Raw genomic sequence first — 23285 nt, 5'->3', positions numbered from 1 at the left:
AATCTGTTTTACTTTTTTACTATCACGCAGAAGTATTAATACTTAATTTTATGCTTAGTTAATAATTCAATAACATGTTTAACTGGAATAGCATAAGTAATACCACTTGGATTACTAATCACCCCTTCTTTACTCTGCTGCACAAATACTTTATTAATCACGCCAATCACTTTTCCTGTTTCAATGTCGTATAAGGCACTACCGCTATTACCGGGATAAGCCGTGGCATCTAGTTGATAAATTAAATAAGGATCACGTAATCGCTTTAACATGGCTAGGTTAATATTTCCGGCGTTTTGCACAGGGGTAATGGTCGGTGAAACATTGGCAATAATGCCGCGATGAGTAACAGGATATAGCCCCAATACTCCGCCAATGGGAAAACCGGTAAAAGCTACGTAACTGCCTTCTGGGTATAAAGGTTCATCAGCTAACTGCATCGCAGGTAAAGGCTTACCTTCAATTTTCAAAATAGCTAAATCATACCTTTTTGATGAATCTAATAAGGTTGCCTTACGAACCTTGGCCGCTTTCCCTGAACCAACAAAAACCACCAAAGATTGTAATAAGTTTTCATCTAACATTTCAGGCACAACATGATGATTTGTTACAACATATTGACCATTTCCCACGACAAAACCTGAACCTTGTAGTTTGTTTCTAGGCTTACCTGTTGGCGTATAAACACCAATACCAACAACCGAAGGTTTAATTTTCGCTATAGTTTCAACTAATTGAGCGGAAAAAGCTGAGTATGAAATAAAAAAACTTAGCAGAATTATATAGAACCGAAACATTGATTTTTCCTTAAAACAAAGGGCGTAGGTAAAGGATTTATTTAAAAATTAGCATAAATAGAATTATCTATCATAATAACAATAGGTTAATAAATAGAATTACCTATAAAAAGTATTTTTCACTTTCGGATAGTACATGAATAAACAAAAAATTGTTCCAATTCTAGCCGGTGGTGGCACTCGCCTACCAGCCCACGCAGGAATTTTACAAGCGCTTGGCGAATTTGATATTGAATTTGATGATATCGTTGGCGTATCAGGCGGAAGTATCATCGCCAGCCTCTTCGCTTCTGGATTAACACTCCCAGAAGTTAAACATATTGCCTTAAATACTGACTACAATCAGTTTCGAGAATTTTCATTAATTAAACTTATCCGCAATGGTGGATTAAGTTCAGGAGATGTTTTCGAACGTTGGGTAGATCGTTTATTAGAAGGTAAAACCTTTAAAGAAATGGATTACAACTTACATGTTGTCGCTACTGATGTAGCTCATGGCAAACCCGTTATCTTTAATAAAAAAAATACGCCCGATTTAAAGGTTTCTGTAGCCGTGCGATTTTCTATGTCGATCCCTTTAGTATTTAGCTTCAAAAAATTCGGAAAGCACTTAATGGTTGACGGCAGTATTTTATCAGAAGATGCCTTACACCGAGATTGGGCAGAAGACGGCACACCAGTTATTTGTTTTCGACTAAAAGGAGATTACGAATACGATGAAATAAAAATCAAAGGCATGTTTCCCATCGTTCAATATATTAGCTTATTGATCAGAACCTTTATGACAACAATTTCAAGAGAATATATTAATGACGCCTTTTGGCATAACACGGTAGTTGTAAATACAGGCCTTTCATCTGCCGTAGATTTCACCATGAATGTTGAGCAAAAAGAGGCGCTGTATTTTAAAGGTTATCATACCGCTAGTAAAATTTTGCCCTTGAAAGTAAAAGCATTATCAACAACCAAAGTTTAGATAAATCATTAATTTACTCTGTTTTAATTCTCATGAAACCTCAAACCTTTAATTTAATAATCTATTAACAGTTATATCTAGTTAATTTTCTGTATTATCGATACAATGAAAGCAATGTTAATATTTTGAATTGTCGAAAGAAAAATTAGCGAAACAATAATAGTTTAACTAAAAATTGATTTGGAATCGGGTTATGGAACAGTTATTAAATGCAAAGGTTGCGGTGATTGGCCTTGGATATGTGGGATTACCGTTAGCGGTTGAGTTTGGCAAAAAATTTCAAACAATTGGTTTTGATATAAACCAATCAAGAGTGGCGGAACTTAATGATGGTTTTGATCGAACTTTAGAAGTTGACGCCGCTGAATTAAAAGAAGCCACTCAATTGAGCTGCTCAAGCGAACCTGCTGATATTACTGGTTGTGATTACTATATTGTTACCGTTCCAACGCCTATTGATGAACATAAACAACCTGATTTAACCCCATTAAGAAAAGCGTCAGAATTACTCGGCAAAGTCATCACTAAAGATTCTATCGTCATTTACGAATCAACGGTCTACCCAGGCGCAACAGAAGAAGCATGTGTCCCTATTTTAGAACAAGTTTCTGGCCTTAAATTTAACCAAGATTTTTTCGTTGGTTATTCTCCTGAGCGTATTAACCCTGGTGATAAAACCCACCGTTTACCAACCATTTTAAAAGTCACTTCTGGCTCAACACCTGAAATTGCTGAAAAAGTAGATGCGCTATATCGTTCCATTATTACTGCTGGTACTTACAAAGCGTCTTCCATTAAAGTAGCAGAAGCAGCTAAAGTTATTGAAAATACTCAACGCGATGTCAATATTGCACTGATTAACGAGCTTTCTATTATCTTTAATCGCCTTAACATTGATACGATTGAAGTATTAGAAGCTGCTGGAACAAAATGGAATTTCTTACCATTTCGCCCTGGTTTAGTTGGCGGTCACTGTATTGGCGTTGACCCGTATTATTTAACGCATAAAGCCCAGTCTGTTGGGTATCACCCTGAAATGATTTTAGCTGGCCGTCGCTTAAATGATGGTATGGGACAATATGTTGTCTCACAACTGGTTAAAGGTATGTTGCAAAAACGCATTCAAGTTGATCAAGCAAATGTATTAGTGATGGGACTCACCTTTAAGGAAAACTGCCCTGATTTACGAAATACCAAAGTTATCGATATCGTGCATGAATTAAAAGAATATAATATTAACGTCGATATTGTTGACCCATTATGTGCAAGTGAAGAAGCCATGCATGAATATGGCGTTTCACTTATTGATGAGCCGAAAAACGATCATTACGATGCAATAATTTTAGCCGTTGCTCACGATCAATTTAAAGCCTTAGGCATTGATGCCATCAAAGGTTATGGTAAAAATAGCCATGTTTTATATGACTTAAAATGTGTGCTCGACAAAAACGATGTCGACATGCGTTTATAATTCAGCTAAATGAATAACGAATATACAGGAACAATTTCGTGTCAAAATTTGTACAAATAAAAGAAGAGTTAATCCATAGCCCTAAAACTTGGTTAGTAACAGGTGTTGCCGGTTTTATTGGCTCTAACCTATTAGAAATGTTATTGAAACTTAATCAAACCGTGGTTGGTTTAGATAACTTTGCTACTGGCTATCAAAAGAATCTTGATGAAGTAAAAAGCTTAGTCACCGCAGAACAATGGCAGGGCTTTACTTTTATAGAAGGTGATATTCGTGACGTAGATACTTGCTTAAAAGCTAGCAAAGGTGTTGACTATGTTTTACATCAAGCAGCATTAGGTTCAGTACCGCGTTCAATTGCAGATCCTATCACGACAAACTCAGCAAATATTACAGGCTTTTTAAACATGCTTGAAGCTGCGAAACAAAATAATGTCTCGAGTTTTGTTTATGCCGCTAGCAGTTCCACTTATGGTGATCATCCTGCATTGCCAAAAGTAGAAGAAAATATTGGTAATCCGTTATCGCCATACGCCGTAACAAAATATGTTAATGAATTATATGCTGATGTTTATTCAAGAACTTATGGCTTTAAGTGTATTGGACTTCGTTATTTTAATGTTTTCGGACGTCGCCAAGATCCTGATGGTGCTTACGCAGCAGTAATACCAAAATGGACAGCATCAATGATTAAAGGCGAACAAGTATTCATTAATGGTGATGGTTTAACGAGTCGAGACTTTTGCTATATCGAAAATACCGTACAAATGAATATTTTAGCAGCCACCGCTCAAGATGATGCAAAATCGCATGTGTATAATGTCGCAGTGGGCGATAGAACGACATTAAATGATTTATTTAACTCTATAAAATCAGCCTTAATTGCTAGCAATGTTGAGGTAGAGAAAAACGCAGAATACCGTGATTTTCGTGCCGGAGATGTTCGTCATTCACAAGCCGATGTTTCAAAAGCGATCAATAATTTAGGCTACGCACCAAGCCACCGTATTCAAGCAGGGATATTAGAAGCTATGCCTTGGTATTTGAAAAATGTTCAATAGCCAAGAAAAAAATAAGTTTCATTATAAATAAAAAATAATCTAGCCTATACTTTAACTACACAATATATTCTAGATTAATATTTCTTGTTTAGAATCATAGTAATATAGAATGGATTCATTAAAACTTAAGTGATTAATTAAAGAGTTATTAATATGGGCTGGACAAAGAAGTTATTGAATACCCCGGTAGTTGGCGATGTCACCAAGAAACTAGTGTCGATGAAAGTTAATCACGACGCTAAGAGTATTGCTGAACATTTCACAAAATTTTTACAGCCCGAATTTGCTAATACTCAAGCATTAAGAGATCAAGTATTTAAAATTCGTCACAATGTATATTGTGAAGAACTAGCTTTTGAAGAAATAAAAGAAGAAGGTAAAGAAAAAGACGAATTTGACGATCAATCAATCTTTACCATGATTAAACATAAGCCTTCTAATGTATACACAAGTTGTGTCAGGGTTGTTCGAACAATAAACCCAAACGAGTTACTTCCCTTAGAAAAATATTGTGAATACTCGATTCAAAATGAAGAGCTCCATCCTAAAAACTTTAAGCGCAATGAAATTTGTGAAATATCACGACTAGCAGTCAAAGCCGACTTCCGTCGTCGTGCTTCTGATAAATTTAAAGGCTCTGCAGTTGGTGCTATTTCAGAAAGTACTTATTCTGAAACTGAATTACGATGTTTTCCATTTATTGCGATAGGGCTGTATATGGCCGCAGCTACAATGGCGATAGAAACCGGCATTAATCATGTATATGTCATGATGGAACCGAGATTAGCACGAAGCATGAAGTTTGTTGGTATTCAATTCATTCAAATTGGTGAGGCTATCGAATACCATGGTAAAAGAGCACCTTATTATATTAATCCGCACATTTTTTTAGAAAATTTATCCCCAGGATTTATCTCTCTTTATCAGTCGATTAGAGAAGACATTACATCCCAGTTACCCGATAACAATAATTCGCATAAAGAATAGTTGTAGCTCACGCCAACTATTGCGATAATTCACCCTCTCCCCCTATCATCAAACGTATTTAAGCTTTATATCAATCACTTAACGATATTCGCTATCACGATCCTCATTTTAAACAATGGGATTGTCCTCGAGTTAATACACTTGAAGAAATGAATAAATGGGCTGATTACCAAGTGTTAATTACCGCTCACAACGAATATAAGAACATCCAACCACGCAACAAACTCTTCGACGCTTGTGGCTTATTAAAGTAACCCGAACAAATACCAAAAAGGTCAATAATATTTATTGACCTTTTTTATTTTTACAGCTTTATTTTCAAATAATTGCATTATACTTAACGCACTTATACCTAAATAAAAAACAAATGGCTCTTTCTCATGTTTGATTACGATATGGCATTCTCTCGAAATATTGGCTGGGTAACAAATGAAGAACAACAGGTTTTACGCAAAAAGCGTGTTGCTATTGCCGGTGCCGGAGGTGTTGGTGGAATACATTTATTAACACTTGCTCGTTTAGGGATTGAAAATTTTAATATTTCCGACTTTGATGACTTTGAAGTACATAACTTTAATCGCCAATCAGGCGCATTTATTTCGACGTTAGGTGAGCAAAAAGTCGATGTAATGGAGAGAATGGCCAGAGATATTAACCCTGAAGCCGATATTAAATCGTTTCCTGAAGGTATTTTTGCTCATAACGTCGATGAATTTCTCGACAATGTCGACTTATATGTGGATGCACTTGATTTTTTTGCACTAGAAGCACGTAAAACTGTTTTTAAAAAATGTTACGAGAAAAACATTCCTGTAATTACTGCCGCCCCTTTAGGTATGGGCTGTGCTTTATTATGTTTTATGCCGAATAAAATGTCTTACGAAGAATATTTTCGCTTTGAAGACAAAGAAACAGAACACGAACAACTAATCCAGTTTCTTATTGGTTTATCTCCTGCAATGTTACAACGACCATATTTAGTAGATGAGACACGCGTTAATTTTAAAGAAAAGCGAGGGCCTTCAACACCAATGGCAGTAAACCTGTGCGCAGGTATAGCTGAAACTTATGCATTAAAAATATTACTAAATAGAGGCGAGATACTCTGTGCTCCTTATGGACTGCACTTCGATGCATATAGAAATAAATTCGTTAAAACCTGGCGCCCTTTTGGTAATAAAGGCTTAATGCCTAGAATCATGTTTACAATAGCTAAGAAGGTCGTTGAAAGTTAAACTGAAAAAATAGTAAATGTTTAGAAAAAAGTAATGTCAGATTTTTTTACACTTTCCGTAGCGCCTCTAAACCCAAACAAGGTAAAGCACTGAAAATAAAAAGAAAAAAATAATTGGCACACTTGATGCTTTATTACGAGCAGAGATAAATTACTTATTTTAATATCAAGGAAAGTAAAGGTGAATAAAATGAACTTAATGAAAAAACTTTCAATCGGCTTATTAGCAACAACAATGTCTGTAGCTGCTAATGCTGGTTTTATGACAATTGGTGGTGCTGGTGGTTTTACTGCTGCAGAAACTGCCGGTGGCGACAATATTACAGTTGTAGATGGTGGATCGACTTCTACAATTTCTTGGGGAACGGATATAGGTTACGGTGTAAGTAGCCTAGAATTAGTAGATGAGCCTATGCAAAGCATTGATGTTTTAGGTCAAAACTACTTATTATCAACATTAACACATTATAATAATGCCATTGATGGTGGTGCTTCCACATACTTAGCTGCCGCAACAATTACTGGTGTGTTAAATATGACCGGTGATTTCTTAGATTCAGGATTTGATGTGCCAGCACCTTCAATTCCAACATTATTTGATATTAAATTCGAAGAAACAAGAAATTTAGTGGAATTAGAGCATTGTAATACTGGCGATAATGATGAAGATGGTATTGCTGGTGGACCTGTACATGATCATGGTACGAAGTGTGATGACAGATTTGATTATACGGTAGACGGTGGAAGCTTTCCATTCTATATCCCAGTATCAATTGCAGGTCTTGATTACTACTTAACTATTTTTGCAGCAACTGATGTTGCAGGTAATGACGTTATTACTTCAAACCGTTTTTGGACTGAAGAAGATCAAAATACTAGCGTTTATACATTTGCACGTTTAGCAAGAGTACCAGAGCCAGCATCTATTGCGATTTTAGGTTTAGGTCTTTTAGGCTTAGCTGCTTCAAGAAAAAAGCGTCAAGCTTAATTAAAAGCTAGATACTTATGTTAATACAACTTTTATAAGTGTATTAAATATAAAAAGCCAATTGTTCATTCAATTGGCTTTTTTGTATTTGTCGTTAAACACTTTTACTGTATTATCTTTTTAGCGTTCTTCTTAAACTTCCAACCTCTTAAAGGATTACAATGAGACTTATTAATTACAGATTGAGCATACTGATTCCGATAATATTTACGATTGGATGTGGAAAATTATCTATAGAAGAACAGATGAAGAATGCCGAAGCAGAATTTAATAACAATAATTACAATACTGTCATTATTCAAATGAAAAACATTATAAAAGAGCAACCTGAAAATAAAAATGCTCGTTTGTTACTCGCTCATAGTAACTATTCTGTTGGCTTATTTGTTGATGCTGAAAAAGAATATTTAAAAGCACAAAGCCTGGGTGTAGATTTAAATGAATTTGCAACAAACTACATGAATTCACTGTATGGCATTGATGATTTTATTGGCATTATTGACTTTTGGACACAGCACTCAACTGAGCTTACATTGCAAAGCAAAGCGGAAATAAGTCCTGTACTTTCTATTGCCTATTTAAATCAAAAAGATTTTCAAAAAAGTTTCGATACCGCAAATCAAGGTAAGCTATTTGCGAAAGAAACTAATAATAATAAACTGATAGAAGTGAATATGGCATATGCCAGTACATTTGATAAATCAACCGATCTAACAGATAAAATCAATCAATTATCGACTGTTTGTGACGCTTACCCACAAGAGTGGATTATGTGTAATTTACTTGCTAATTCACTTTATACAGAAAAACGTTTTTCAGAAGCCGCCATCGTTTATGAAACAATATTACAAAACAAGCCTAATTTTAATCAGTTAGTATTCAAACTAGCAGATAGTCATGTGCGTGCTAAAAATTATGACGACGCTGAACCATTTATTTCCTCTTTATTAAAAACATATCCGAAACAACCTTATGTAAACTTATTATCAGCAACCATAGCTATGAATAAAGGGAACTATTCTCGTGCGTTAGAGCACATCAATACTACCCTAAATCAAAATTATAAAAGCCCTCAAGCAAGATTAATTGCCGGCGTAATTCATTATCAATTAGAAAATTTTGAACAGGCAAACAGTCAATTGAGAGGGTTAATAAGTAACTATCAAAACAACCCTGTAGTGACAAAGCTATACATAGCAACACAATTAAAACTTGGCAATAGTGAGGCGATGTACTCCCTTATTGATCAAGTAGATACTTCAGAAGATAATTCAGAGTTATTTGTAAACCTAAGTTTAGAGCTTTTAAATTTGGGCGAAGAAGAAAAGTCTAAAAGTGTATTAAAAACAATTGATACAAGCCTCATTGAAAATCAACAAATATTACGTAATATCAGTTTAATGAAATTAAAGTCTGGTGATGCAAGCGGCATCAATGATTTAGAACAAGCTTTACAAAACGCTATCAATGCCCAAGCTTCCCCTAAAGAAATTAATAACAATAAATTATTATTAATCTCGTCTTTAATCGCTCTCAAAGATAATTTAAAAGCAGAGAAATATGTTGATGCTTGGATTAAAGATAGTCCCAATAATGTCGAAAACTATCAATTATTAGCTGAAATAGAAAAACAAAAAGAGCCGGTAAGTATCTCCAAACTCGACGAAATATACACCTTGATTCTGTCGAAAGACAAAAACAATACAAACGCTAATATATATTTTGGTGCAACAGCATTGCAGAATCAAAAATATGATTTAGCAAAGCAACATTATCAAACTGCATTTACGACAAGCCCGACTAACATCAGTGCACTTAAAGGATTCTATATAGCTAATAGCAATATAAATACGCCAGATGATATTGAAAAAATAGTTGCTTCAGCGTTAAGCGATTTTCAAAGCAATCATCAACAACGATTAGTGCTAGCTCAATTTTATTTATTATCAAGCAAACCTGAACAAGCTATTACACTTTTAGAAAACGCTAAACTTGATAATAAAATCAATAAAGACGAAGTCAACTTGATCATTGGTGAGGCATTGTTGCAGTCAAAACAATTTACCAAAGCGATACAGCTTTATAAAGAAATGTTAAATAATGACGTGACAAATATTGTTGCAATGGAAAAAATTCTATCGGCTTATAAAAAATCGAACGATCTAAATGGTGCGGTCGAAACTTTTGAAGCGCTTAATCAAAAATATCCAAACGATTTACAAGTGGGACTTTCATTAGCTAGTGTTTATATTTACACAAGCAAGAAAAATCGCTCACTAACCTTTATCAATTCACTATCACCAGAGCAGCAAACAAGTCCAATTGTTCGAGGTATAAAAGGTAAAGCTTTATATGCCATCAATCAATTTCAAGATGCGCTTGATGAGCTGTTGATCAGTTATGAGCAATTACCCGATAGTGCTACCATTCGATATATTTTTGATAGTTATATCAAATTAAATAACAGTCAAGATGCGATAAAGCACATGGGTGCTCATATAGAGAAATATCCTAATGATTTAGTAAATAGAGTCTATTTTGCAAATGAATTAGTCAAACAAAATAAAGAAAAAGCCATTGAACAGTACGAGTATATTCTAAATAAAGATATGAAAAACATAATTGTTTTAAATAATATTGCATGGTTATTATTTGAAAAAGGTAAACTACAAGAAGCTAAAAAGTATATTGATAAGGCTCTTCAATACTCGCCAGAGAATCCAGATATAATCGATACTTTTAATCAAATTAGCGAAGCGTTGAAAAATTAATTCAACTTAAGTGTATTCTATATTTTACTTTAAGGAAGTAAATGAGTGCTGAATAATCAATTAAGAACAAACTCTTTGACGATCGATGTTGAAGAGTATTTTCAAGTGGAAGCTTTTGCCAATGACGTTAAAAAGCAAGATTGGGAAACATTTGAAAGCAGAATAGTATATCAAATGGACCTACTTCTTGATTTGTTATCAGAAAAAAATGTCCATGCTACTTTTTTTGTCTTAGGTATCATTGCAGAAAAGCACCCTAACATTATTAAAAAGATTGTCAGCTGCGGTCATGAATTAGCAAGTCACGGTTATAATCATCAACATATATCCAAACAAAGCCGACAAACTTTTTCAGATGATATTAATCAAGCTAAACAGCTATTAGAAGACATAGCTTCCGTGCAAGTGACGGGTTATAGAGCGCCTTGTTTTTCCATAGCCCCTGATAATGAATGGGCACATAATGAAATCAAAGAAGCTGGCTATTTATATAGTTCAAGCACTTATCCAATTGCCCATGATTTTTATGGTGTACCAAAAGCACCAAGAACACCATATTATCTACAAAATGGCTTGTTAGAAATTCCTGTATCTACATGTAAGTTTCGCAATAAAACCTTGCCTGCTGGCGGCGGTGGTTTTTTTAGATTATTGCCTTATTTTATTTATAATAAAATGCTAAAGGCCTCATCAAAGCAGCTTGGATTTATCAACTTCTACACTCACCCTTGGGAATACGATCCACAGCAACCGAAAATAAAGAGTAACTTCAAATCAAATTTCAGGCACAATATCAATCAACATAGTGCATTAACAAAGCTTGGAAAACTTTGTGAACAATACAATTTTGATACTTTAGCAAATGTACATTTAAACAATACTTATCCTTCACTAGGGAATTGGCAAAGCATTGCATCAGGGAATAGTGATTAAGCATGAATTCATTTTTTTTATTCCAAACAAAATATCTTTATCCATTAATTGTATTGCTTATTGCATGTTCTTTTTCAATTTTTTTTCCTGATACGGTTAATTCTTACTTAGATAAGTGGAGTAAATTTGATGAGTCATTAGGCCATGGTTTTTTAATTGTTGGAATTGTTATATTTGAAACATTTCGCTCATTTAAAACTTATCAGCCAACCAAAGAAAAACATAACCATTTATTATTAGTTGTAATTTTACTAACAACACTATTTCATGAAGTAGCCACCTTCTGGGGAATTTTAATATTCCAACAATTTAGCTTATACGCGATTTGGGGCTTAGCAATTATTTATATTTTGGGTTATAAAAGCTTTAAACAAATGCTTTTCCCATTTCTTTTCTTTTTGTTTGCAGTTCCTTTTTGGGAGTTCTCAAACACTTTCTTTGTTGATTTAACCACTTTAGCCGTCACTATTTTCTTGAACTTCACTGACTTAACTGTCTTTATCTATGATAACTTCATAGAAACTCCTTTTGGCATTATTGAAGTCGCCGAAGGTTGCTCAGGGATTCGTTATTTTGAAATAGGTTTTGCACTTGCTGTGTACGCAGTTCATGGTGAAAGGCTTTCTTGGAAATTAAAGCTCCTAGTAATTCTTACAGGTATTATTTTAGGCATTATCACCAATTGGATCAGAGTATTAGGGTTAATTTATATTGGCTATTGGTCTGAAATGAAAAGCCCTTTAATGAGTGAACATGACAATTATGGGTTTTTATTATTTTTTATAGTTATCAGTGCCGTGATATTTCAGGTTAATTGGTTAAGCAAACGGTACACCCTTCCTAATACGAATGTAGACACTAAAGCTACATCGGAGACGGGTAGTTTAACTTCTCATAATATCGGCATTAAGTCGCTTACAACATTGGTTATAATAGCATCAACATCTTATTTTACTTTTCAGAATATCGAATCTACATTAAAGGTAGGTATTGAAAATAACATTAGTAACCAGTCACAGTTTAATGTGCTTTCAACGTTTGGCTCATTTACTGAAAACGAAAAGGACTTTAAGGTAAAAGCGCAAGAGTGTACTTTAATTACAAGAGATTATAGATTTATTTCACCTGGGGATAATGTTCTACCTTATGACATGGTGTATAACCAAGAACTCTATTCTCAATTAGAGTCAAACTCAACAACAATTAATTTTAACAACTCGAATGTTGCTGTTATGCATTTATCATTGATAAACAAGCTTAAAAGAAAAAAAACCGAGTTATATTTCTGGTATGAATATAATAATTTTTATACCACCAATAAATACATCGCCAAAATATTTGAAATTAGTTATTTATTAAAAACTGAGGCAACCATGAAATTGCGTGCAGTTCAATGTTCAGAATAAATAGTACAAGTATTATAGTTTTCTACAGTTCCACGATAGGGTCAAAATGAAGCATTTAATCAGCTTTTTAATAATTTTTCTATTCAGCTATATGGTTTCTGCCTGTGGCGACTCCTCTAGTGTAAATTCAACAAATATTCACCAAGTAAATCCCCCACCATCAACTACTGAAAATCTAGAAGATCCGATGGCTACTTGGTATCGACAATCACACCCCAGAACATTATTAGATAAAGAAAGATTAGAACTTGTTATCAACAGGATGTATGGCCCAAATCAAAGAGAGCCTTACTCACGATGGTTTAAATTAATTAAGGATTCAGAAGACAATATTAAGCCTGTCAGCCTAGTAGATTTATCGTTAATTTATAAAGCCACGAAAGATCCCATTTATAAAGAAAAGTTTATTAAGCGTATTCCAAGCACAGGAGTCCCTTCCTTGGGAGAGCTTTATGCTATCGATATTATGTTTGATGAACTAAGTGATGATATTAAAGCAAATGTCATGCAGCGAGTTGCTGAAAGCGAAAATCCTTGGTATTGGGGTTCGCTTAAACAATCTCAAGGTACCTTAAAAGCGACCTGGGGTTATCATGATGCTTACGGTGTGGCGCCTGCCTATGCATACAGTGCTATTTTTTCTGATATAGATTCAGAGATATATCCCTTTGATACCAATAATTTCCTTAAAGTGGTTGATGAGCAACTATCTGCTTCTGGGTATTTTTTTAACATAGAAAATAGAATTGCAGGCGATAGCACATATAATGATGCATTACCGGGTGACTTCGGCGGTATGTATGATAATTTTGGCTATGATGCCGGTGAAGAGTCCTATAGCCTATACCTTTTTTTACAGCACTTTAACTTAACGGGTGAAACAAATTATACCCAAGCCTTACATGATAAATATCGAGCACATTTTTATCAAAATATGAGTGTTCCACACAAAGTAAATAAATATACTAATCAGCAATGGTGTAGAAAGGCGAATACTGAGTCACATTTAATGGTAAATATTTGGGACACGCAAACCTCTTACACAAAGCAGCCTGCACACAATACTGTTACAGCAAATACTTTTTTATATAAAGACCCAAAAATGCAATATTATGCTAATAATGGTGTTCAAAGAGAATTTTGTGGTGCTCCTTATAGTGGCATGTATTGGGATTTGATTTATTATGATGACACGCTAGTAGTGTCACCGCCAAGTGAAAATGATACTGCCACCTATTTTAATGGCCCAGGCTTAGTGTCAATGCGCTCTGATTGGAGCGATGAGGCTAGCTTTGCTGTTTTTATGGCGGGTGAAGGCATAAGTAGGCGCTATGAAGATGCAAATTCTTTTCTTTTAAGTAGAAAAGTGGATGTAATTGTTAATGCTGGTGCTCGAATCAGGTTTAATGCCGATAATAATAAACATTTTTGGTATGCTATTCGCTCAGCATCAAAAAATACCATGAAGATCATGGATCCAGACGAAAGTTTTGATATTAACGCTGACGGAACTACGGGTGAGTTACACTCAGGCGTGACACTTGTTGACTCAGATAATCTAGGCGGTCAAATACATGAACTCCCCCCTTCTAATATCGATCAATGCTACAATACCTACCAATCTTGTGATTCAAATAAACAAAGAACTGGAACCGCATTCCCTCTAGGTATTTACGAAACAGCAAATATCATCAAGTATGAACATGTTCCAGATCAATACACCTACTCGGTAGGAGATGCAACTGCAGCCTATACGAAAAAAATTGACTTTTTTGAACGAGAATTTCTGTATATTAGGCCAGATGTATTTGTCATTTTTGATCGAGTTAAATCGGTAAACCCAAATTTTAAGAAAATTTGGACTATTCATACGGTTGACCAACCTGTTGTTGAAGCGGAGCCGTCTTTTCAATCATTAGGAATGAATACGTATAATAATCAGTACGAAACCTCAATAGAAAATCCTAAGAATAATACGTATATCGATACACTTTTACCGAAAAAAAATAACATTATTATTCGTGGTGGCGATACTGTTTTAGCCAATACAAATAATGTAGAAAATACTCCATTAATTACATTAGATATACCACGCTGGTTGGAAGTTTTTGTTACCGGTAACAACACAAAAGGTACATTAATTATTTCAGGTGAAACAAAAGATCAGTCTAATGATTCAGAAGAAATAGTTTTCGATGGTAGGTCCCAAGAGTTTTACAATGGAACCGCAGAAAAGATTTCCAAAGGGACTTTAACGGACAAAGAAGCAACATGGCAAATAGATCAATGGGTTGGCTATCAAGTGACCATCATAGATGGCAGTACAAAAGTCAATTACCCTATCGAAGGGAATATTGAAAACACCTTATTTGGAAACTTTCCCGAGTTAACCAATCGTCGATATATTATTAACAAAGCTATTGCTAATAGTTATAAACACTGGAAACAAATTAAATCTATCAAAAATGTTGATTTAGATATTGATAATATGACTATATCTGTACCACATTACTTTGATACTGTTGATGCACAAGGCAGGCTACATTCTTTCTCTCCCCATACTGATTTTAAAGACGATAATTATCATAACAGAAAAGATCTTGGACGATGGACGTTAGAAATTGAAGCAACAGAACCAAAGCTTTTAGATAATTTCCTTAATATCATTTCTTTAAGAGATCCGGGAACAAGCAAGCCGAAATCAAAACTAATTGAAAGCGAACAAGCTTACGGTGCTATTATTGACAATACCTTAGTAGTATTTGCTAAAGATCGTATTAATTTAACTTCCTTAAAGTTAGAAGGAGAAGGCAAAATTGAGGACGTTATCATGACTAATTTAAGAGCAAATACTGAGTATTATATTACCTATAAAGAAATCGGCTTAAATTGGTCAATAGACTTAGCACTATCAGGACACGAAAAAAATAAAGTAATAAGTAGTGCTATGGGGATTATAAACTTTAATAGTGCTGGTGCTAGCTTAAGTCGTACTAATAAACCTTATTAACCAATTTTACTTTTTGCTAATTTCAAAAGGTAAAAGCTTTAGTTTTTACCTTTTATTGTCACTTTAAAATATGTATTAAAGTTAGTTTATAAACTTATATAAAATAAGATGCTCATCACGATAAATCAAATCAAGATAATCAAACGTTTGTCCTTTTTCTAGAGGTTTATAGTAAGCGTGCTTAGTATCATTATCTACTATAGCAATATATTCAACGCCATATCTAATAGCAGTATTTTTAATTGTTTCGGGAACTTCAGAGTATGGCAATATTACCGATGGAATTTTAGTGTGAAAAACAAATTGCCATGGACTTGAAGTAAATACTTTCGCACCTTCAGGAAGTATATCTATTGCTTTGGCATAAGCAGGAGTAGACTTTTTCAAACCTGCATGGTTTATCAAGTAATCTCCCCCCGAATAGAGGCTAAAAATAAGCAATGATATAGTAACTAATTTAGGTACTTTTGTTGTCCCAACAACTGCTAATACAATTGATAATGGCACCATATAATTCCAATACCTTACTTCGAAACTTACATAGCTTCCTAAAACAAACCCTGAAATCAACATTAAAACGCAAAAAACTAAAAAAAGGTCAAATGGACGATTTGTAATAGATTCTTTTGATTTAAGTTTCAGCACAGCCTCTACAATCCCTAAAAGGACAAAAGGCATTAACCATAAAGGAATCAACATTCCCCATATAAATGATTTTTGAATAAACGTTTTTAATCTAATAACATATTTACTCAATTTTGAAACTAAAGTATCACTTGAAGCAGAATGCACAGGAATTGCATCAGGGTCATATAAAGCTGTTCTATGTGCATGATCCCACTTATTTTCACCGATTCTTTCGACATTATTATCTTTTTCAGCCTTTCTTATTGAATCACGTATCGTTAATGCTTTACTAACTAAATGGAGGCCTGGGGATAAGAAGGTATCAAAATTAGCCTTGTTGTATGTGAAATATGGTGTAAGACCAACCATCATTCCAAACAAAAAGATCACTAAATTTCGTAAGATTGCAATCCGATCATTGATGAAAACTAAGTAGACTGGCCAAATGCCTAGCAATAAAAGACCTGATGGTTTAATAGCAACAGCAATACCTGCAAAAACGCCTGCGATAAAAAATAACAACCATTTATTCATGGATATTGCATAAACTAACGCTAGCCCTGTTAGCAACATAAATAACGTTAAATAAATATCAGAAAAACCATTGATAGCATTAAGCATAGGAATTGAAAAGATAGATATAACAAACCCTAATATTACCGGGATTCTATTGGTAGGAGCGCTCTTAGCAACTATCCATGCGACTAATCCGGCAATAGCTATATTGATCAATAGAGCCGGTAAAATAAATACAAACCGTGATACACCAAATACTTTAAAAAATGGAGCGATTATAGCAGCAACATAAACAGACCAATATGGTTCCGCATGAGTAACACTATTACCAGGTAAACCACCATCGGTCATAAGCCAAACATTATCAACAACGGCGCCATTTCCTTCTGCAATATTACGCGCTAAATTCGCCATATTGCCTTGATCCGCATTGCCAATAATTAAATTGTCTTCTAGGTTGAGTTGTGCGACTAAATAAAAACTAAGAATAGAAGATATAAGAAACACTAAACACTCTAAGGGGCGAGCTTTAAAATAACTTACCAAGGATGTATAAGTTTTGTTTTTTAGATCTTTATTCATATAATTAAACACATCAACGAGCAATAAGCTTAAAAGAAACCCTAAACAACAATATCTACAAACGATCACATAAGTGATTGATGAATGACACTACATATACGCTCTATTTCTATATCACTTAAACATGGGTGCATTGGCAACCTCAACAAACAATCTGACACGTTTTCTGTAACAGGCAATGAGCATTCATAAAAACCATTTTCTTTAGCAAAAGGAGAGCTATGCAATGGTATATAGTGAAAAACAGCCTGAATGTTTGCTACATTCAATGCGTCTAATAGTGCGTTACGAAGCTCTGGTGTTTGGCAATATAAAGAAAACATATGATTATTTGACGTGCAGTCTGAAGGAATCATCGGCATCTTAAAGAAGCCATTGTCTTCTAGTGGTTGTAAGTTATCTCTGTATTTGTCAGCAATACTTTGTCTTTTGTCATTAATAATATCCATAGACTCTAATTGAGCGAGCAAAACAGCTGCTAGCATATCTGAAGGTACATAAGATGATCCCGTATCAACCCATGTATATTTATCTACTTGGCCTTTAATGAATTGACTACGATTAGTACCTTTTTCACGAATAATTTCCGCACGTTCAATCCACTCAGGATTATTTATTATTAATGCGCCACCTTCACCAGCAACGAAGTTTTTTGTATCGTGGAAACTAAATGCACCTGCATCTCCAATCGTCCCCATATATTTATTTTTATATTGAGTATCTACTGCTTGAGCTGCATCCTCAATAACATACAAACCATGATTTTTTGCAATTTTGTTAATTTGGTCCATTTCACAAGCAATACTTGCGTAATGAACAGGAACTATCGCTTTCGTTTTACTGGTAATAGCTTGTTCGATCAAATTCTCATCAATGTTAAACGTATCATTTCTTATATCAACAAACTTTATTTTTGCCCCTCGAAGTAGAAAAGCATTAGCCGTAGAAACGAAAGTAAAGCTAGGCATAATGACTTCATCACCTGGTTTTATATCGCATAAAAGCGCAGCCATTTCTAAAGCTGAAGTGCATGACGTAGTTAACAGCACTTTTTGAGCACCAAACCTTGATTCCATGAAAGATTGACATTTTTTCGAAAATGTCTTGTCACCAGATAACTGCCCAGAAGCTAAGGATTGTTTGACATATTCTAATTCTTGCCCTGATAGCCAAGGTTGGTTAAATTTAATTACTTCAGAAGTCACAAGTTATCCTAAAATTTAATAATCTCTATTAACAATATTGAGCAAATACATACCATAAGGTGATTTTTTCAAACGTTCACCTGCTTGTAATAACTCATCTTTTGATAGCCACCCTTTACGAAATGCTATTTCCTCAGGGCACGCTATTTTAAAGCCCTGTCGTTTCTCAACGGTTTGAACAAAATGACTTGCCTCTAATAAACTATCTTGCGTGCCGGTATCGAGCCAAGCAAAACCCCGTCCTAACAACCCTACATTCAAATCGCCTCGCTCTAGATAAGCTTTATTAACATCGGTAATTTCCAATTCACCACGGGCTGAAGGCTTAATATTTTTAGCAATTTCAACAACATCATTATCGTAAAAATAAAGTCCAGTAACTGCCCAATTTGACTTAGGGATTTCTGGCTTTTCTTCGATTGAAATGGCCTTTTTATGTTCATCAAATTCAACAACACCAAACCTTTCAGGGTCGCTAACATTGTAGCCAAATACGGTTGCTCCAGTTTTTACCTCAACCGCTTCTTTAAGCTTCTCTGAGAAGCCCTGACCATAATAAATATTGTCACCTAAAATTAAGCTTACCGAATCATCACCAATAAATTCTTCCGCTAAAATAAAAGCTTGGGCAATTCCCTCTGGTTTTTCTTGGAGCTGGTAACTAAACCTTACCCCCATATTATTTCCGTTGCCTAACATTTCTTTAAATCGAGGCAAATCTTGAGGCGTTGAAATAATAAGAATATCACGAATACCAGCAAGCATAAGTACAGACAATGGATAATAAATCATTGGCTTGTCATACACGGGCAACAGTTGTTTAGAAACTCCAACCGTTATTGGATATAACCTTGATCCAGTTCCACCTGCGAGAATAATCCCTTTCATTTTTGACCTCAATTTAATTTCAATTATAAAAATGTTTACTTAACTAATTTCAAAACTATTAAATATTACTACTTATAAAAAATAAAAATCATTTTGAATAATAGTTTAATGACCTAGTCTTTCTCTTTGATAACTACCGTCTTGAACTCTAATACACCAATCTTTATTATCTATATACCATTGAACCGTTTTTCTAATCCCTGAATCAAAAGATTCAATAGGCCGCCAATTAAGTTCTTTTTCAATTTTTCGAGCATCGATAGCATAACGCACATCATGACCTGGACGGTCTTTAACGAAAGTAACTAAATCTCTGTACGACTCAATTTTCCTAGGTTTATCTGGAACAAGTTCTTCTAATAAGTCACAAATGGCGTAAACAACATCAATATTAGCTTTCTCATTAAAACCTCCAATATTATATGTTTCGCCAACCTTGCCTTCTGAGACCACTTTAAATAAAGCCCGGGCATGATCTTCAACATATAACCAATCGCGTATTTGTTGCCCATTTCCATAAACCGGTAAAGGCTTACCTTCTAAGGCATTTAATATCACCAAAGGGATCAATTTTTCTGGGAAATGATAAGGGCCATAATTATTAGAACAGTTCGTTAATATGACTGGAAGTCCGTATGTTCGATGCCACGCTCTAACTAAATGATCCGATGATGCCTTGCTTGCTGAATAAGGAGAACTTGGCGCATAAGGAGTTTCTTCAGTAAATAAATCCGTTTCATTTAGATCACCATAAACCTCATCTGTAGAAATATGGTGAAACCTAAATGCATCTTTTTTAGTAACGGGTAAACCTTCCCAGTATTGGCGAGCGGCACTTAATAAAGTAAATGTTCCAACAATATTAGTTTGTATAAATTCAGCTGGCCCATCTATTGAACGATCAACATGACTTTCTGCTGCTAAATGCATGATCAGGTCTGGTTGATATTCATTGAGTACTTTATCTAAGCCTTGTTGATCACAAATATCTAATTGAATGAAACTATAACGATCAGATGAAGAAACTGAAGCTAACGACTCTAAATTGCCTGCATAAGTTAGTTTATCTAGGTTTAGAACATGATGATTGGTTTCATTAATTAAATAACGAATAAGTGCTGAACCAATAAACCCAGCCCCACCAGTAATAATAATTTTTTGCATATACCCTTTCCTTAAGCTAATTACGCTTTATAACCTTGACTTAAAACAACGATGCCAACAACAATACAAGCAGTTCCAATAAGTTTATGAGTATTTAAAACCTCTCCGAACAATAAAGCAGATAAAAACATAACAATAATAAATGCAGAGCTCATAAAAGGGTAAGCAAAGCTTAGAGAAAATTTAGTCATTGCTGCCATCCAAAAAAGAGAAGCAATAAAGGCAGCAACAAATCCACTTAATATAAAAGGATCAAATATAACAAGTTTAATTAGATGAATTATTTTTTCCGTGGTAGTTTCAGGCAAAGTCTCCTGCAGATTCATGCGCCACTTTAAAATCAATTGGCCATATACAGTAAACAAAACACAACCTGCTATATATAAGTAACCTATCACATACCCTCCATATTTATTTCTTTTTCAATAATATATAATGGACGAGATTTAGTTTCATCAAAAGTCTTTGCAACGTATACGCCTACAACACCAAGAATAGCAATAATGATTCCACTTAAAAGCCAGACCGATATAATTAAACTAGTCCAACCCTCAACGGTTACTCCGCCAAATAACCAGTTAGTCAAGGTGTATAAAGCATAGAAAAATGATAACGCAGATATAGAAAAACCAAATTTTATGACTAACCATAAAGGTTTTTCGCTAAAAGATAAGGCTATATCAATTGCCAATGCTAGTCTTTTTCTAAAAGTATATGAGGATACGCCTTCATCATGTCTTTCTTTATGTATTATTTCAATATGAGCATCATTAAACCCAACCCAGCGAGCATGAACTGGAAATAAACGGGCGGTTTCAGTTAATTGAGAAATTTCTTTAGTCACTGAACGGCTGTATATACCAAAATTTCCAATGGAGGCATCTTGCTGAGTATCCGTCATATAACTTAAAAATTTATAAAAAATCTTGGATGTGAACCTTTCTAAAAGAGAATGTTTGCGATTAATACGTTTAACAAAGACTTTATCAAATCCTTGCTTAATTTTTTTATACAATGCGGGGATATCTTCCGGATGATCTTGTAAGTCACAATCCATTACTACAACATAATCTGCATCCGTTTTTCTTAAACCAGCTAAAATGGCATAGTGCTGACCAAAGTTCTTAGAAAACTTAATTCCTTTAACTTCTTTATAGGTTAAGCATAAATTTTCAACTGCTTCCCAAGAGTTTTTAGGACAATGATCCTCAACAAGTATAACTTCATAATTTTTTGTCAACTCTCCTAATGTAGCAATTAAGCGCTCCACTAGTTCATTAAGGGAATTTGGGCTTCCATAAATAGGAATCACCACTGCAATTTTATCCATAAACCATCCATAAGGGTAATTACAATTCATATTGTACTTTATTCTACTGTAATTTTAAGTAAGAATTACATTTTCGTCCCTAAAAAAACTTAATAAGTCGTATTAACTTTAACCAAGCTAAAATTATTAGTTATGATTACTATATTATTACAAAAAATTTTAACTTATTAATAATCTTAAGGAAGCAAGTGAATAATTATTTTAAAAAAATATTAATTATCGATTTAGTTATTTTTATTTTATCGCTATTAATTTTCAGTTGGATTTCATTTAATGTGTCTACAGATATAAATTTACATGCTGAAATGATCCGTAAAATATCTGATAAGACAATCTTGCCTCCAGCTAATTTCCTATACTATTTAACCGTATATTTTTTTTCTTTTTTTGAAACAAATATAGATAATTTACTTTTTTCTTCTATTTTTACATTAACTATAGCTTTAACAGCAAAATTTATTCTAACTCGTAAAATATTCCAATATTACAATCAAAACAATAAAGAAATAAGAAAAAATTCATACGTATTTATACTCCTACCAAGCATCTTGTTACTTTTCGTTTTCAGTTTGCCCGCAAGCAATTATTACCTTGGTCAAATTCCACCTAATGTATGGCACAATTCAACAACAATACTGGTAATGCCTTTCTCATTAGCATTATTTTTCTTATCCTATTTACAGTTAATAAAACCATCAAATAAACGTATATCTACATTAGTGATTTTATGTTTATTAAATATTTTAATAAAACCAAGCTACTTTTTTGTTTTCGCTATGGTATTTCCGTTATTACTCTTAAAAACATTTAAATTTAACAATGCCATGTGGCGTAACTTAATACCTGTGTTTATTGGTACTTTAACTACGTTAATTTTATATTACTTAATTTACTCTCTATCATATGGTAATCAATACGCTGATAAAGCAAGTATTATTATTAAACCATTTTCAGTTTGGTCATATTTCACACCAAATATATTATATTCATTAGTAGCTTCATTAGTATTTCCGATTATTTATATTGGTTTTTACTGGCGTGATGTTTTTAAAAACTTACTACTACAATATGCAACAATTTCATATTTAGTCGCCATTTCTTTAACCGCGCTATTATCTGAAACAGGTGCCCGAGAATATCATGGCAACTTTTTTTGGCAGAGTACCATTTGTAGCTATATTTTATTTTTGGTTACAACTTTATTATTTGTTGAAAAAGTAGCATTTTCAGGGCTAAAACCATTGAAGAATAAAGTCATTTTAGGTGCATTTTTATTACACTTTCTAGCAGGTATTGCATATTTAATTAAGATATTTAACACGCATAATTATATTTGAGT

Annotated in this window: 18 protein-coding genes; 11 read left to right on the top strand and 7 right to left on the bottom strand. The window is 33.9% G+C overall.

Features of this window, described 5'->3' with window-relative positions; genetic code table 11:
* Positions 1-35 precede the first annotated feature (35 nt).
* On the bottom strand, positions 36-797 hold the full coding sequence (locus tag Q4493_RS04355; RefSeq protein WP_303449671.1) for a serine protease: 762 nt from the start codon (positions 795-797) through the stop codon (positions 36-38).
* A 136-nt stretch (positions 798-933) separates the two neighbouring features.
* Between Q4493_RS04355 and Q4493_RS04350 the strand changes: the two genes are divergently transcribed.
* The 10 genes from Q4493_RS04350 to Q4493_RS04305 all read left to right on the top strand — a co-directional run bounded on the left by Q4493_RS04350 (position 934) and on the right by Q4493_RS04305 (position 15634).
* Entirely contained in the window at positions 934-1773 is an 840-nt protein-coding gene (locus tag Q4493_RS04350; RefSeq protein ID WP_303449670.1) for a patatin-like phospholipase family protein, read from the top strand.
* 193 nt (positions 1774-1966) lie between these two features.
* Complete coding sequence (gene tviB, locus Q4493_RS04345; RefSeq protein ID WP_303449669.1) at positions 1967-3244, top strand: Vi polysaccharide biosynthesis UDP-N-acetylglucosamine C-6 dehydrogenase TviB; 1278 nt, start codon at positions 1967-1969, stop codon at positions 3242-3244.
* A gap of 38 nt (positions 3245-3282) precedes the next feature.
* A complete protein-coding gene (locus tag Q4493_RS04340) occupies positions 3283-4305 on the top strand; it encodes an NAD-dependent epimerase/dehydratase family protein (protein ID WP_303449668.1) in 1023 nt (340 codons plus the stop codon).
* Positions 4306-4458: 153 nt separating this feature from the next.
* Complete coding sequence (locus Q4493_RS04335) at positions 4459-5292, top strand: PEP-CTERM/exosortase system-associated acyltransferase (RefSeq protein WP_303449667.1); 834 nt, start codon at positions 4459-4461, stop codon at positions 5290-5292.
* 380 nt (positions 5293-5672) lie between these two features.
* Positions 5673-6527: a ThiF family adenylyltransferase gene (locus Q4493_RS04330; RefSeq protein ID WP_303449666.1), complete on the top strand. Its 855-nt coding sequence runs from the start codon at positions 5673-5675 to the stop codon at positions 6525-6527.
* Between the two features lie 189 nt (positions 6528-6716).
* Positions 6717-7514 carry a THxN family PEP-CTERM protein gene (locus Q4493_RS04325; RefSeq protein ID WP_303449665.1) on the top strand — a complete coding sequence of 266 codons (798 nt, stop codon included), beginning with the start codon at positions 6717-6719 and terminating at the stop codon, positions 7512-7514.
* 161 nt (positions 7515-7675) lie between these two features.
* Positions 7676-10285, top strand: a complete 2610-nt coding sequence (prsT, locus tag Q4493_RS04320; RefSeq protein WP_303449664.1) for an XrtA/PEP-CTERM system TPR-repeat protein PrsT — start codon at positions 7676-7678, stop codon at positions 10283-10285.
* Between the two features lie 45 nt (positions 10286-10330).
* Positions 10331-11218: an XrtA system polysaccharide deacetylase gene (locus Q4493_RS04315; protein WP_303449662.1), complete on the top strand. Its 888-nt coding sequence runs from the start codon at positions 10331-10333 to the stop codon at positions 11216-11218.
* A 2-nt stretch (positions 11219-11220) separates the two neighbouring features.
* Entirely contained in the window at positions 11221-12624 is a 1404-nt protein-coding gene (locus Q4493_RS04310; RefSeq protein ID WP_303449661.1) for an exosortase/archaeosortase family protein, read from the top strand.
* 46 nt (positions 12625-12670) lie between these two features.
* Entirely contained in the window at positions 12671-15634 is a 2964-nt protein-coding gene (locus tag Q4493_RS04305) for a hypothetical protein (protein ID WP_303449660.1), read from the top strand.
* 81 nt (positions 15635-15715) lie between these two features.
* Here Q4493_RS04305 and Q4493_RS04300 read toward each other — a convergent pair whose 3' ends face one another.
* From Q4493_RS04300 to Q4493_RS04275, 6 genes are all read right to left on the bottom strand, one after another.
* Positions 15716-17359, bottom strand: a complete 1644-nt coding sequence (locus Q4493_RS04300; RefSeq protein WP_303449659.1) for a glycosyltransferase family 39 protein — start codon at positions 17357-17359, stop codon at positions 15716-15718.
* Positions 17360-17424: 65 nt separating this feature from the next.
* A complete protein-coding gene (gene rffA, locus Q4493_RS04295) occupies positions 17425-18564 on the bottom strand; it encodes a dTDP-4-amino-4,6-dideoxygalactose transaminase (RefSeq protein WP_303449658.1) in 1140 nt (379 codons plus the stop codon).
* A 15-nt stretch (positions 18565-18579) separates the two neighbouring features.
* Complete coding sequence (rfbA, locus tag Q4493_RS04290; RefSeq protein WP_303449657.1) at positions 18580-19452, bottom strand: glucose-1-phosphate thymidylyltransferase RfbA; 873 nt, start codon at positions 19450-19452, stop codon at positions 18580-18582.
* 105 nt (positions 19453-19557) lie between these two features.
* The gene (gene rfbB / locus Q4493_RS04285) at positions 19558-20616 is read right to left on the bottom strand and encodes a dTDP-glucose 4,6-dehydratase (RefSeq protein ID WP_303449656.1); all 1059 of its coding nucleotides are present in this window, start codon (positions 20614-20616) and stop codon (positions 19558-19560) included.
* Between the two features lie 20 nt (positions 20617-20636).
* Positions 20637-21014, bottom strand: coding sequence for an EamA family transporter (locus Q4493_RS04280; RefSeq protein WP_303449655.1), 378 nt, complete (start codon positions 21012-21014; stop codon positions 20637-20639).
* Entirely contained in the window at positions 21011-21946 is a 936-nt protein-coding gene (locus tag Q4493_RS04275) for a glycosyltransferase family 2 protein (protein ID WP_303449654.1), read from the bottom strand. Before Q4493_RS04275 ends, Q4493_RS04280 begins: the two co-directional genes overlap by 4 nt.
* A 188-nt stretch (positions 21947-22134) precedes the next feature.
* Between Q4493_RS04275 and Q4493_RS04270 the strand changes: the two genes are divergently transcribed.
* Positions 22135-23283, top strand: coding sequence for a hypothetical protein (locus Q4493_RS04270; RefSeq protein WP_303449653.1), 1149 nt, complete (start codon positions 22135-22137; stop codon positions 23281-23283).
* Positions 23284-23285: the final 2 nt, after the last annotated feature.

The sequence above is a fragment of the Colwellia sp. 1_MG-2023 genome, assembly GCF_030546755.1.
Lineage (GTDB): Bacteria > Pseudomonadota > Gammaproteobacteria > Enterobacterales > Alteromonadaceae > Thalassotalea_H.
This window is presented reverse-complemented; position numbering and strand designations above follow the sequence as displayed.